This is a genomic window from Aquimarina sp. AU474, assembly GCF_900312815.1.
Classification (GTDB): domain Bacteria; phylum Bacteroidota; class Bacteroidia; order Flavobacteriales; family Flavobacteriaceae; genus Aquimarina.
The window spans coordinates 659,484-672,818 of record NZ_OMPE01000009.1 but is presented as its reverse complement, the minus strand read 5'-3'; the positions used below and the strand labels follow the sequence as shown (position 1 = coordinate 672,818).

The following is a 13,335-nucleotide window of genomic DNA, read 5'->3' as shown; positions in this document are numbered from 1 at the left end:
TAGTGATGATTGATAAGATTAAAGAGTACATAGCAGAGGTCGACCAGTTTAAAGCAAAGACGAAAGAAGATGTCGAAGCTTTTAGAATCAAATTTTCTGGAAAAAAAGGATTGATTAACGATTTTTTTGCAGAATTTAGAAATGTCGCCAACGATCAAAAAAAGGAATTTGGTCAAGCTATTAATGCCCTTAAAGTTGCTGCAGAAGATAAGGTTCAATCTTTAAAAGATGAACTAGAATCTAAAGAAGAAGAAAAAGGAAGCTATGGTGATCTTACAAGACCTTCAGAACCTATCGAAATAGGATCAAGACATCCTATTTCATTGGTAAAAAATCAAATCATAGATATTTTTTCTAGAATTGGTTTTAATGTTAGTGAAGGCCCTGAAATTGAAGATGACTGGCATAATTTTACGGCATTAAATTTACCCGAGTATCACCCAGCTCGTGACATGCAGGATACTTTCTTTGTACAAACAGATCCAGATATACTATTACGTACGCATACCTCATCGGTACAGGTGCGATATATGGAAAACAATCAACCTCCTATTAGAACGATCTCTCCAGGAAGAGTGTATAGAAATGAAGCTATTTCTGCAAGATCTCATTGTTTTTTTCATCAAGTTGAAGGATTATATATCGATAAAAATGTTTCGTTTGCAGATTTAAAGCAAACACTACAATATTTTACTACAGAAATGTTCGGGAAATCTAAAATTAGATTACGGCCGTCATATTTTCCGTTTACCGAGCCTAGTGCCGAAGTGGATGTGTATTGGGGATTAGAAACCGAAACCGACTATAAAATGACCAAAGGAACAGGTTGGTTAGAAATTATGGGTTGTGGTATGGTTGATCCTAATGTACTTAAGAATTGTAATATCGACCCCGAAGAATATAGTGGTTTTGCATTCGGGATGGGAATTGATCGTATTGCCTTACTATTATACGGGATTTCGGATATTAGAATGTTAAGTGAAAATGATGTGCGTTTTTTAGAACAGTTTAAATCTACCTTGTAAAAACTTTTCCTTGTTATTTAAAGAATGAAGAAAGATATAGAAATACCCGTGGTGGAGCATGTATATATTGCTGTAGTTAACGAATGGAATGAAGAGTTTTTGGCTAAGGACTGGAACTCGTATATCATTAATGATCGAGACACTCCTATAGAGATGGTACTTGTAGTAACCAAGGGATACGATAAGGATCGCAAAACTTCATTATTACGACATGGTATTGGTACTGTTGATGCCAAATCATCGGCCAAGATAGAAATGCTTCATGAAGCATTATTGGCAATGAATAATGAATTTACGGTTACCTTCTTCGCAGATGGCAAAATGTATGATAAAAAGTACGTTTTTCGTAAAAATACGATCAATGAAAATGCTTTTCAGGACCTACCGGTAATGGATCAACGAGGGATTATGGTAAAATAGATATTTTAAGGAGTTCGTTCAATTTCATCTATCGCAAAAACCGCTTCTGCTTGTACTAATCCGTTATTTATTTTAATGGTATTGTAGAGATATAAAGTTTTATAATTTCCAGAAATCTTTATAAGATCTTGCTTAGCTACTGCTACTTCCTCTTTTAAGATTAATCTTTTAGAATAATAACTTCCTGTTTGAGCAAGTTTTAAACGAATACTATCCTTAGAAAAATCTAGCACACTATACTCTAATGATCGTCTTGCACTTTTGGTAAAGCCCTTTTTTGTACCATGTACATCGGTTTTAGGTCGCATTTCAATCATTTTGATATAATATACATCCTTCTTAGTAGGGTCTTCTATTTTGTCTTCGGTTTCTGCATTTAGTTTATTGTTTTCGTGTCTTTTTTCTATAGATTGAATTCCTTTCTCAGCAGATCTTGAAATTTCCTTGGTAAGATTAAGTACAAGCATACCGATTAAGAACAAAACGGGAGTAATAAGAACAAAAAAACCAATGTATGTCCAGTAAGGGGTTTTTGTTCTGGTTTCTACTTTAAATAATTTAGTGCGTAATTCTGCATCTGTGGAGACTTCCTTGTCAGTAAGTTTATCCTTTACTTTCCAAAAACGCGTTATTGGAAAAACAGGAATAAAAAAAAGAAAGAAAAAGGTTTGATATAGTTGAAATTTTAAGTGACTATAACTTTCGTCTAACTCTAATTCTTTGTAATCATATGTCTTTGTCCGTAAAGAATATCTTCCGTAAAAAATAACCATATATAGGGGTATATTAAGTGAATATCTATCTAGTAATTCATGTTAAATATACAATTTGATAGATTATACCCATTCTTTATGATAAAAACCTTTAAAACAGAAGGACAAAAAATAAAGCCAAAGAAATAAGAACTTTGGCTTTATATATAATAATTATTTCTACTAATACTACTCTTTTATTTCAAATACTATTGGTAATTCGTAAATGACACCTACATCAACACCTTCATGAGATCCCGGGGTCATTTGGGGTAATTTACTTGCCACTCGCAATGCTTCAGCTTTTAACTCAGGATCTTTAGTATTTACTTTTATATCCCCAATTTTACCGGTACGATCAATTTTAAAATGTACTTTGATTTTTTGTCTTCCGATTAAATTATTTTTTTCGGCCACTTTCATATTAAATTCAGTAGCAACGAATTTTGAAATGTTCTGACTAAAGCACTTTTTAGTTTCTTCTTGCGAAAGACCTTCACAACCTGGATATACAGGTACTTTTTCAATAACTCCAAAAGGAATTTCGGCATGCTCGACTACATCATTAAAGAAGGGGTCTTTAAGTCCATTTTCAGAGGTAAGCATTAACAATGTTTTTAATTCTCTTTCCTCTATATCGGTCATATTCCCCTGTTTTGCAATAGCATCCTTTAGATTTTCTATATTTTTTATAATTTCACTTTTTGATGAATTAGAAAGACTATTTTGTGCATTAGCTTCTAGGGAACAAGAAGAGTAAATAAGCATGCTACATACTACTGGGAGTAATAATAGATACTTTAATTGAAAGATTTTTTTAGATTTAGATTTAGATAACATAACTATTCGGTTTTTGATTAATGAATGATTGAAAAATGTATTTATAAATGAGATCTTATCGGTCTGAAAAATTTGAGACAATAGATCTTGATAATATTCTTTTTTATCGGTTTTTGATACTGCTTTGGCATCAGCAATGTACTCTTGAAGCATCGCAATTCTATTTTGATATATGTACACCAATGGATTAAACCAAAATATGATTCGTAGTATTTCAAAAAGTATGAGATCTAGTGAATGATATTGAGAGACATGAATCTTTTCGTGCAGCAGAATATTCGTTTTTTTGGTTTCAGAAAGTTCTGCTCCCATGTATATGGTATTAAAAAATGAAAAAGCCATATTCGTATTAGGTAACGAAATAATAGTGTTACCTGATATATTAGTCTTATTTCCAGATCGCCTTAACTTGATTATTTTATATAGTTTGAAACAAAAAATTAGTAGGCTTAATAACATTCCCACGCACCAAACGAATTGTAGTGTGAAAAACTCAAAAAAAGAGCCTTCATTAGCAAGAACCACCTCGGGAAGTAATATGTATTGCGAGTTAATATCTCCTATCAATACGGCGGGTAATTGAAACATATATTCTGGAGGAATATGTTCTTGAATAAGATTGATCTTAATACTTGGGAGTAATATGCTTAGAATAGGTGTAACGAGAAGATATATACGATTCCAGTTAAAGAAAGTTTCCTTTTTAAGAAAGAGATCATATACCATTAAAAATAGGAGTTGTAACACCAAAATTTGTAAAATATAGTGTATCATTTTTTCTTATTTTCTTGGTTATTTATTTCTCGCATAGCGGCTTCCATTTCCTCCAAACTGATGTCATTTTTCTTCACAAAAAAAGAAACCATACTTTTAAACGAACCTTGAAAATAACCATCTATTAATTTATTTAAACTTTGATTGCTATAATCGGTTTTCTTTATTGTTGGAAAATAGATATGGATCCTTCCTTCTTTTCTATGATCTACAAACCCTTTGTCTTCTAGTATTCGTACAATAGTAGATACTGTATTATAGGCAGGTTTAGGTTCTGGTAGTTGTTCTAAAATTGCTAAAACATTTCCTTCATCTAGACCCCATAGGATTTTCATTATATCTTCTTCGGCTTTTGTAAGTTGTTTCATTTATAAAGATGTTTTTGCGATTCTTACTATTGCTAAATAATAGTTCCTTATATAGAACATATATGTATTAATTAGAACGCTAATATAAACTAAATATTTAGTTTGAACTAATATTTTAGTTTGAAAATTATAAAACTCAAATATCTTAATGCAAGGTTTTTGAAAAGAGGTTAGGGGTATAGAAGGAAATAAATCAATAGAAAACTAAAAATAATTTAGTGTTCTTAATATGTCATATATGATATTTTTTAAGAGAATTTTCTACAATTCAATATCATTTTTTAAGAAATATTAGGTAATTATTAAGAAATATTCAATTTATATTTAATCGATGAAAAACAATATTATACGCTGAAATACTCATTTTATAGTTAAAAATTTGTTAATAACAAGTATTTTTCTGATTTTTGCACTTGTAATTGGAAATACAACTTATGAAGAAACTTTTACTTGCACCAATGATGTGGTTGGCAGTGCTTAGTGTATTGTTTTATTCTTGCGGTAGTAGTGGTGCCAAAGTTCCTGAGAGTACAATTGTTGGAACATGGCAGTTAACACAGGAATTTAATAACGAGGGAAGAGATACGCCTCTTAAAGAATTCCCTTTATCACATTGTGATAAAAAAACTACTCTTGAAATTATGGAAAGTGGTAGATTTATTGAAAAGAGCTATTATAAAAGCTTGAGTATAGCAGGGGAGTGTGTTAAAGATAATAGGGAAACCAAAGGTATTTGGAGAAAAGGAAACCAAGATCAAGGAGTGTTTCTTTTTATCTATGATCCCGATACTGCTCTTTCTATAAAAGGATCTACAATTACTATAGAAAACGGTAATTTGATTGTTTTGGCGGTATACAACGATATAGATTTAGGCCCTAGAACAAAACTTAAATTTATTTATTCGAAAGTTTAATATTATTTTAGTGTTAGTGTAAAAGCCTGTGCATTTCGCACAGGCTTTTTTTGCCTTTATCCCTCTGTTATTTACACTGGTAAAAAATGAGTGGGGCTCATTAAACAGAGTTACTAAAGGCAGTGCCCCTTTATAAGGAAGCTATGAACTAGATTTGGTGCTTTGGTATTTAGGGTAAATTAATATCGCGTGTATCGATAGCGATATTTAATCTTTTTTCTACGAGTAAATTGTATTTTGCTGTTAAGAGGTTAATGTCTTTGACGACTTTATTATATGTATCAGAGAGCGATAGTGTGGCATGGGTTGTAATATGATTTGTTAAGCTAATGTAGCTTTCATGGGCTTTATCTATAAGAGAAGCCATATCTGTTTTGCTAATTTTGGTGTATTCTGTATTTTGTTTTAGATAAATAGTGTTAAAAGAAATATTGCTTACTCTTATTTCTTGTTCCCAATCCTTTAAATCTAATGTTATTAAAGCTGCTTTAAGAACCATGATCTTCTCCCAATCTTCAGTAAGATTGCGCAATAAAATGGTCTTGGCATGATAGTTTTGTTTAATAATTGTCACTTTGTATTGATCAATACTTTGTAAGAGTACTCTTCCTGCAGCGCGCTTTGCAGGATCAAAATGATAGGTGTATGACTCAACAACAGATCGCATTCCAATAACCGCAAGATCTCTTCTTTTATCCAACAAGTCCAGGTCGCTTGTAATAGTAATACCTATTTGTTTTTTATAGATATCGTCAATAAAATTGAGGCGATCATTTAATGTGATGATTTGGGGCACAACTTTCAAAATTTTAGGATCATATTTAGCTACAATGTTTTTGATCTCACCGAGATACATAATAAACTCATTGTTGCGAAACTTATGAAACGTTGGGGGCGTAAACATCTAAATGATTAAAAATTTTAATAGTTCATGTGTAAAATTATACACCTATGATATTTAGTGCGCGAAGCTATGACGAATATTTAAAAACTCCTTACGGGAAGCCATAACACAATTAAAAGAGTTTTTTGTATGAACAGTACGTAGTATATATATATTATACGTTGGGATGTTAACCTTTTATCTAATTCGGTATTAAGATATTAGAAAAACTTATCTACTGCAATATTGATTGCGGTATAGATAATCTATTCAGTAACTTAAAACCTTTTCACATATGAAAAAAATAGTTGTATTTGGGCTAATGTTCATTACGTTATGGGCATGCCAAAAAGAAAATGATTCGATAATTCCAGAAACGGTTCAAGAAATATTTCTTGAGGATCAAGATTCGCAAACAAGCATTAAAGGTCCTTCTGGACGATTGTGTAGATTTACTTTTGAATATGGAACACGAGTATGTGACCCTCTTACTGGAGAATGCGATTGCGACGATAGTTCGGCAGATATTTGCGGATTAAGTTTACAATGCTACCCAGATCCTTTTGCAGAGATTAATCTACCTCCTGTACTTTGGGATCCATGTAAAATAATTCCTTGTGGTTGGAATTATAGAGACCCATGGATTATTTATGATAAAGTTAAGCCCGAAAAATTTGGTTCGATCAAGGAATATCTTCAGTTAGGAATAGATCAACCTACTGCACAAGCTATACCTTTTGTTATGAACGAAGAAATACTAGCATTACAGTTTTATCAGCCTAATCATTTGATGTCGGGGTACAATTTAGGCGACCCTACACCTCAACCTAATAAAGTATACCTTAAAAACACTTTGGTATTAAGTACTGCTTTTGCTAAAAACATGGGGCTTAAAGGAAAAGTTATTAAAGCAGGTAAATATCCAGTGATTTTTAATAAAAAGAATAATACTTATAATGTAATTTTAAAAGTGAAGTAGTGTTTGTTTAATTATAATTATTGTTTTACCCTTAATTTGTACATAAAAGTGGAGTTTCTCAAAAGAGAACTCCACTTAGTGTTGTTATAAATTAAAATTTTACTATTAAATACAAATTTATTGTTTTACCAATTACCATTTAAGACAAGTTTTAGATCCGAAAAAACACCTAAAAAATAGGGGTCTTCAAAAATTCCAGCACCCTCGTTTTCTAAAAGATATACCTCATTACTATCAGTTATACCAATGATATCATCGACATTGTTATGATTCCAATCATAAGTGAAAAATTGCTTGTAATTAGTTAATCCAGATTTTACTCCAGTATATCCAGAATAAAACCCTGATCCATCTGGTTTAAATTTATACAGATTTAATTGTTTTTGTCCATTATGATAAGCAATTAAGTCATCGGTTCCATTATTGGTCCAATTCCCTACTAATAAATGAGAATAATTGGTCCATCCATGACTTACTTTTTTGAAACCTGAGTCAAAAGTGTGTGATTCTGAATTAAACGTATATAGATTCATATGATCTAATCCAACATGATAAGCCATTAAGTCATCAGTCCCATTGTTGGTCCAATTCCCTACCAATAAATGAGAGTAATTGGTCCATCCATGGCTTACCGTTGTATGTCCAGAATAAAACCCTGATCCATCTGGTTTAAATTCATATAAATTCATATTATCTGATCCAACATGGTATGCAATTAAGTCATCGGTCCCGTTGTTGGTCCAATTACCAACTAGAAAACGAGAATAATTAGTCCATCCATGGCTTACGGACGTATACCCAGAATAAAATCTCGACCCATCTGGTTTAAATTTATATAGGTTCATTTCATCTGATCCAACATGGTAAGCTATTAAGTCATCTGTTCCATTATTGGTCCATGTACCTGGTAAAAAATGAAGATAATTACTCCAACCACTAGATATTACTTCGACTTGTGGTGCGCAATTGTTATTGGCATAAGTGTTATCATAAGCAGCAATTTTTTTATATTTCCCGAAGGTGTATTTTTTAATATTATTATTATCTGTCAAAACAAGAAAATTCGATTCTATTTTCTCTTCCTGAGGGATTGGATGCCCTTGCTTATTTTGAGCAATAGCTTCACATTCACTATCATGTGCAAAACTATTGTTTGAGATGATTACTTTATGAACAGGAATACCTCTAACTTTAACTCCAATGACTTGTTTGTTGGTAAAAGTATTATGATGAATATATAGAGAGTTACCTGCTACTTTTTCCGAATCTGAATTTTTACCGTGCATGTCAAAACTATGAGAACCAGTGTTTCCGCCTGGGCCTATGGTATTATAAGAAGCTTCATAACTCTCGTTTTCATGCCCAGCTCCAGCAATATCGTGGCGGTTATATTCAAAATAATTACAAGAGATTAAGGCATTTGTTTCTTTACTACTCATAGAATTATGCACTTCAACACCGTAGCCTAATTGGTGCCTTCTATTATGATGAATATAATTGTTTACAATTAAATTATTCTTTGAGTTTTTTATATAAACACCGGCATGGGACCAACCCAAAATCTCGCAATTTTCTATAGTAAGATTATCGAATTCCTCAATAAAAATACCATCGGTTGGGGAATTGGGAGTATATGGTGAATGAGCGGCAATTTGTTGCACGTTCAGTCCTTCAATTTCAGTAATGAAATCACCTCCGTTAATTGTTAATCCACTTATTGTGACATTATCAGATAGAACTTTTATAAATCGCTTCCCAACAATATAAGAAAACAAAGTTGCACCATTATTACTATCTGTTCTACCACTAACTAGTTTTATAGCAGTGTTTATTAGTATAGAAGGCGAGTCTGAAAAATCTAGATAGGCATCATCTTCAATATAGACTATATCACCATCTTGAGCTTCATTGATTGCACTTTGTAAAGAAGAAATACTGTTAACCACAAAATCGGCACCAGATTCATTATAATACGTAATTTGAGACGGGCAATTGGTAACATTCTTTGCCAATGTTGTTATCGCAGCATCTTTTGATGTGTTATTGAGTTCATCATCTTTATTACATGCATATAGTAATAGGAGAATTAAGGTAAGTTTAAGATATTTCATCTTTTTCATTTATTAGTTAGAAACAAAAACATTCATTGTATTATATATGTTTCTAAACGTAATAATGTTACCCTAATTTTATAACTAAATTAAAGAATTTAAATGTATAACTAATACCCTACTTTTTCTCTAACCCTTGTCAATACAGTATTGGCAATGGCCGATGCTTTTTTTGCTCCAATTGCAAGTGCATCGTCTACTTCGTTAAGATTTTCCATAAAGTAGTTATATCGCTCACGTTCAACTTTAAACTTTTCAATTAGTAGTTCAAAAAGGGCTTGTTTTGCATGACCATATCCATAGTTTCCGCCTAGATAATTAGATCGCATTGTTGCTTCTTGTTCTGGCGCTGCAATTAATTTATACAATGCAAATACATTACAAGTATCAGGATCTTTAGGCTCCTCTAGTGGTAAGCTATCTGTTTCGATAGACATAATCTGTTTGCGTAGTTTTTTGTCGGGTAAAAATAGGTTAATCGTATTCCCTTTAGATTTACTCATCTTAGCTCCATCGGTGCCTGGTACATACATGGTTTCTTTTTGTACTTGTGCTTCTGGCAATACAAATAATTCACCCATTTGAGCATGCATTCTGGTGGCTACATCACGAGTCATTTCTAAATGTTGCAATTGATCTTTCCCTACGGGAACAATTTCGGCATCGTATAATAATATATCGGCAGCCATAAGCATGGGATATGTAAATAACCCAGCGTTAACATCCTCAAGGCGATCGGCTTTATCTTTAAAAGAGTGAGCAAGTGTTAAGCGTTGATACGGAAAAAAACAACTTAAATACCACGATAATTCTGTGACTTGCGGGATGTCGCTTTGTCTGTAAAAAACTGTTTTTTCTATGTCTAACCCAAAAGCCATCCAAGTCGCAGCCGTCGAGTATGTATTCTCTCTTAAAACTTGAGCATCTTTGATCTGAGTTAATGAATGCATATCTGCAATAAATAAGAACGATTCATTCTTTGGCTGATTGGCCATTTTGATAGCAGGAATGATAGCTCCCAATAGGTTTCCTAAGTGTGGAGTGCCCGTGCTTTGTACTCCTGTTAGAATTCTAGACATAATAATCTTGTAGTTTCTCGCAAAGGTAATTTTTTTTATGAATCCTTCTTTGTTTTTTATTTTAGACTAAGAGTTTTGATTTTTACAGTTATTCGAAACTCGAAATTTGTGTCGCAAATAAAAAGTCGAGAGAAACTTGATTAGATACCTCAAACCAATTGTGTATTTTTGGAGGAATGTTACTTATGAGGAAGATTTTAATTTTGCTTTGGCGCATTTGGTTCTATATAATGATGGGTATACCTATTATTATAATGTTTCCAATATTATTGATACTTACTTCGAGAGAAAAATGGTACCCTCAATTTTTTGTAGTGGCCAGGTTTTGGGCAAAAATTGTATTATATGGATGTGGATTTGTTCCTAAACTTACGAAAGAAGCACAAGTTGATCGTACCAAGAGTTATATGATTATAGCTAATCATACTTCGATGACAGATATTATGTTTATGCTATACTGTGTTAAGAATCCTTTTGTTTTTGTCGGTAAAAAAGAATTGGCAAAGATTCCGATTTTTGGTTTTTTCTATAAACGTACTTGCATATTAGTAGATCGCAATAGCCAGCGAAGTAGAAAAGAAGTTTTTGATCGTGCACATGCTAGATTACATGATGGTACTAGTATTTGTATTTTTCCAGAAGGAGGTGTTCCCGACGACCAATCTTTACTTTTAGATAATTTTAAAGACGGTGCATTTAGATTGGCGATAGATCATCAAATCCCCATTTTACCACTAACTTTTTTTGACAACAAAAAAAGATTCTCGTACACTTTTTTTAGCGGTAGTCCAGGTAAAATGAGAGGGCATATCCATAAAGAAATTCCTACAAAAGGATTAACACAAGCCGATAAAAAAGAGTTGAATGAAAAGACTAGAAATATTCTTTTACATGCGTTAGAATCAGATCTGAAGAGAGAGTAAAGTAAGTTAAAAAACTTCGCAAATATTGCCTTTTTAAAATACAAAAAGCCGTTCCTCCCCAGGAACGACTTTTGTTCATCATTGCTTATATATGCAATAACTACCTAACCAACTAAATTATCTTGAATATGCACTTTTAATAGCTATGCATACTATTTTAAAATTTAAAATTCACTCCAGTATATATTCCAAAGGAGTATGGTGTAAAATCACTTGAGCTGTTTTTAAAACCATTAAATTGATATTTGAAAATAGGTTCTAAATTAATTTGAAACTCCTCTGATAATTCGTAGTTAACACCAAATCCGATATTACCACTAAAACTAACATCATTTACATTAAATTCTCTATCCACGCGATTGGTTTCAAAATCTCCAGCAATAACCGAGACATCATCATCATTTAGAAATAAAGTACTAATTCCTCCTATCATGTGCATGCCAATTTTTGTATCTACTATATCGTATTTTACCTCTAAAGGCACCTCGATATAACCAATACGGTGATTAAGTAAACCAGGGTTTTGACTTTGTACCAAACTCTCATTATTAATATCTGAAGCAAAAGAATTAGGAGATTGACCATTATAATCTGAAACAACCACGTTTTGAAGGTTTGCACGATTAATAGTAGGAATCTCGAAACCAATATTTTTGGTGTTATAGCTTAAATCAAGTTTATTAACTCCAGAACGAATACTTAGTTTATCACTTATTTCATAAGCTACTTGGATACCATAACTAAAGTTTATTTCTCCAGACTTAGCATTATCCGAAAATTCTGAGTTAAGAGAAGATCCATTTCCTATGGCATCATAATATACAGGAGCAATATTGGGTGCGATATTCCATTTCTTGGTAGAAGACTCTGTTTCTTCTGCAATAGCATCGTCTTTTTTGGCTATAGCATCAAAAAGAGATTTTTTATGATTCTCATTTGGTTCATCTTCAATCTCTATCTCTTCATTAATCTTTTTTTGTTCAGAATGATCTTTAGAATCAGAAACATGATCGACAATCTGTTCTTTGGGTGTCGACTCCTGAATATCTGGTTTGACAAATAATAATTTTTCTTTTTCAGACTTAGTATCCTTTTGATGAGTAACTGGATTTGTATTAAGATCTGTGTCTTTTAAGTCATTATCTTTTTTATAAGGTGCATTGGCTATATCAGTATTACGGAGATTACCTTTTTTGATAACCGAATTTGCAATTTTGATCTCCTTTTCCTTAGTTATACCCTTGTCTTCTTTATTTTTACCGTTAGGTAATTTTTCTTTTGACTGAGATACAGTAGTTGTATTTTTATTATTCTCAAAAGTATCAAGGTTTTCCTTGTTGCTAGTGTTAAAAGAAGGTTCTTTTTTGTCTGTAGAAAGAGAAGAATTATTCTCTTCTTTATCCGAAATTACTATAGCATCATTATCAATAATTGTAGTATTGATTTCTTTTTCAGATTTAGGGATATTGGTCTCTTCTAAGTCAGAATTTACAATAGTTTCATTCGATTCTTGGTACAAAGAAGTATAGCCAATCATTAACATAATTGCTAATATAGCGGCTACACCAGCTATTTTGTACCAAATTGGTAATACAAGGAGACGTCTTTTTTTATTTTGGCGTGCCTTGATTCTTTCCCATACAGCCTCATCAGGAGTTACTTCAAAATCTTTGAATTTTTCCTGAAACAGCCGATCTATGTTTTTTTTATCACTCATCTTCGTTCATCGATTGCTCGAACATATGGTTCTTGATTGGTTTCTATTTTTGTTTTTAAAATATTTCTAGCCCTTGCAAGGTTAGATTTAGAAGTGCCTATTGAAATAGTTAATAGCTCCGCGATTTCTTTATGAGAATAACCATCTAAAACATAAAGATTAAATACCAGGCGATAACGATCCGGTAATTGTTGGATGATCTGTAATAGATAATCTAATGAGATATCTTCTTGATCTATTTCTACATCAACCTCTTCAATTTGCTCTTCATTAATTATATCAAAAACCTTTTGTTTTCGGTATTTTTGAAGCGCAGTGTTTATAGTTACTCGTTTCATCCATCCTTCAAAAGATCCTTGATTTTTATATTGTGTTATTTTTTCAAAAATTGTTATAAATGCATCCTGTAAAGTGTCTTCGGCGCTTGGATAATCGTTAGAATATTTCAAACATACCGAAAATAATTTACTGCTATATAGCCGGTACAACTGTTCCTGTGCCTTAGCATTTTTTTTCTTGCACTTTTTTATGAGTTGATCTAAACCCACTA

13 protein-coding genes are annotated in these 13,335 nt (G+C 32.1%); 5 read left to right on the top strand and 8 right to left on the bottom strand.

Features of this window, described 5'->3' with window-relative positions:
• The first annotated feature begins 5 nt into the window (after positions 1–5).
• Positions 6–1,025, top strand: a complete 1,020-nt coding sequence (gene pheS, locus DK508_RS16585) for a phenylalanine--tRNA ligase subunit alpha (RefSeq protein ID WP_109301908.1) — start codon at positions 6–8, stop codon at positions 1,023–1,025.
• A gap of 24 nt (positions 1,026–1,049) precedes the next feature.
• A complete protein-coding gene (locus tag DK508_RS16580; protein WP_109301907.1) occupies positions 1,050–1,445 on the top strand; it encodes a hypothetical protein in 396 nt (131 codons plus the stop codon).
• Between the two features lie 5 nt (positions 1,446–1,450).
• Here the strand turns inward: DK508_RS16580 and DK508_RS16575 are convergent, their stop codons facing one another.
• From DK508_RS16575 to DK508_RS16565, 3 genes are all read right to left on the bottom strand, one after another.
• Positions 1,451–2,218, bottom strand: coding sequence for a hypothetical protein (locus DK508_RS16575; RefSeq protein ID WP_109301906.1), 768 nt, complete (start codon positions 2,216–2,218; stop codon positions 1,451–1,453).
• 168 nt (positions 2,219–2,386) lie between these two features.
• Positions 2,387–3,811, bottom strand: a complete 1,425-nt coding sequence (locus DK508_RS16570; protein ID WP_109301905.1) for a M56 family metallopeptidase — start codon at positions 3,809–3,811, stop codon at positions 2,387–2,389.
• Complete coding sequence (locus DK508_RS16565) at positions 3,808–4,179, bottom strand: BlaI/MecI/CopY family transcriptional regulator (RefSeq protein WP_109301904.1); 372 nt, start codon at positions 4,177–4,179, stop codon at positions 3,808–3,810. The genes DK508_RS16570 and DK508_RS16565 overlap by 4 nt, the downstream gene beginning before the upstream one ends.
• A gap of 434 nt (positions 4,180–4,613) precedes the next feature.
• Here DK508_RS16565 and DK508_RS16560 point away from each other — a divergent pair, with 434 nt between their 5' ends.
• Positions 4,614–5,093 carry a hypothetical protein gene (locus tag DK508_RS16560; protein ID WP_109301903.1) on the top strand — a complete coding sequence of 160 codons (480 nt, stop codon included), beginning with the start codon at positions 4,614–4,616 and terminating at the stop codon, positions 5,091–5,093.
• Between the two features lie 169 nt (positions 5,094–5,262).
• Here the strand turns inward: DK508_RS16560 and DK508_RS16555 are convergent, their stop codons facing one another.
• Positions 5,263–5,889 carry a DUF6261 family protein gene (locus DK508_RS16555; protein ID WP_160114761.1) on the bottom strand — a complete coding sequence of 209 codons (627 nt, stop codon included), beginning with the start codon at positions 5,887–5,889 and terminating at the stop codon, positions 5,263–5,265.
• A 382-nt stretch (positions 5,890–6,271) separates the two neighbouring features.
• Here DK508_RS16555 and DK508_RS16550 point away from each other — a divergent pair, with 382 nt between their 5' ends.
• On the top strand, positions 6,272–6,955 hold the full coding sequence (locus DK508_RS16550) for a hypothetical protein (RefSeq protein ID WP_109301901.1): 684 nt from the start codon (positions 6,272–6,274) through the stop codon (positions 6,953–6,955).
• A gap of 125 nt (positions 6,956–7,080) precedes the next feature.
• On the opposite strand, the gene DK508_RS16545 is transcribed toward DK508_RS16550, so the two are convergent.
• A complete protein-coding gene (locus tag DK508_RS16545) occupies positions 7,081–9,066 on the bottom strand; it encodes a right-handed parallel beta-helix repeat-containing protein (protein WP_160114760.1) in 1,986 nt (661 codons plus the stop codon).
• A 110-nt stretch (positions 9,067–9,176) separates the two neighbouring features.
• A complete protein-coding gene (trpS, locus tag DK508_RS16540; protein WP_109301899.1) occupies positions 9,177–10,145 on the bottom strand; it encodes a tryptophan--tRNA ligase in 969 nt (322 codons plus the stop codon).
• Positions 10,146–10,321: 176 nt separating this feature from the next.
• Between trpS and DK508_RS16535 the strand changes: the two genes are divergently transcribed.
• Positions 10,322–11,068, top strand: a complete 747-nt coding sequence (locus DK508_RS16535) for a 1-acyl-sn-glycerol-3-phosphate acyltransferase (RefSeq protein WP_109301898.1) — start codon at positions 10,322–10,324, stop codon at positions 11,066–11,068.
• Between the two features lie 157 nt (positions 11,069–11,225).
• Here DK508_RS16535 and DK508_RS16530 read toward each other — a convergent pair whose 3' ends face one another.
• Positions 11,226–12,785, bottom strand: coding sequence for an outer membrane beta-barrel protein (locus tag DK508_RS16530; protein ID WP_109301897.1), 1,560 nt, complete (start codon positions 12,783–12,785; stop codon positions 11,226–11,228).
• Positions 12,782–13,333, bottom strand: coding sequence for an RNA polymerase sigma factor (locus tag DK508_RS16525; RefSeq protein WP_109301896.1), 552 nt, complete (start codon positions 13,331–13,333; stop codon positions 12,782–12,784). Before DK508_RS16525 ends, DK508_RS16530 begins: the two co-directional genes overlap by 4 nt.
• Between the last annotated feature and the right edge of the window lie 2 nt (positions 13,334–13,335).

Excerpts from the sequence above, each read along its gene's own strand:
- pheS (WP_109301908.1), top strand. The coding sequence starts at position 6 with ATGATTGATAAGATTAAAGAGTACATAGCAGAGGTCGACCAGTTTAAA.
- DK508_RS16580 (WP_109301907.1), top strand. The coding sequence starts at position 1,050 with ATGAAGAAAGATATAGAAATACCCGTGGTGGAGCATGTATATATTGCT.
- DK508_RS16575 (WP_109301906.1), bottom strand. The coding sequence starts at position 2,218 with ATGGTTATTTTTTACGGAAGATATTCTTTACGGACAAAGACATATGAT.
- DK508_RS16570 (WP_109301905.1), bottom strand. The coding sequence starts at position 3,811 with ATGATACACTATATTTTACAAATTTTGGTGTTACAACTCCTATTTTTA.
- DK508_RS16565 (WP_109301904.1), bottom strand. The coding sequence starts at position 4,179 with ATGAAACAACTTACAAAAGCCGAAGAAGATATAATGAAAATCCTATGG.
- DK508_RS16560 (WP_109301903.1), top strand. The coding sequence starts at position 4,614 with ATGAAGAAACTTTTACTTGCACCAATGATGTGGTTGGCAGTGCTTAGT.
- DK508_RS16550 (WP_109301901.1), top strand. The coding sequence starts at position 6,272 with ATGAAAAAAATAGTTGTATTTGGGCTAATGTTCATTACGTTATGGGCA.
- DK508_RS16545 (WP_160114760.1), bottom strand. The coding sequence starts at position 9,066 with ATGAAATATCTTAAACTTACCTTAATTCTCCTATTACTATATGCATGT.
- trpS (WP_109301899.1), bottom strand. The coding sequence starts at position 10,145 with ATGTCTAGAATTCTAACAGGAGTACAAAGCACGGGCACTCCACACTTA.
- DK508_RS16535 (WP_109301898.1), top strand. The coding sequence starts at position 10,322 with ATGTTACTTATGAGGAAGATTTTAATTTTGCTTTGGCGCATTTGGTTC.
- DK508_RS16530 (WP_109301897.1), bottom strand. The coding sequence starts at position 12,785 with ATGAGTGATAAAAAAAACATAGATCGGCTGTTTCAGGAAAAATTCAAA.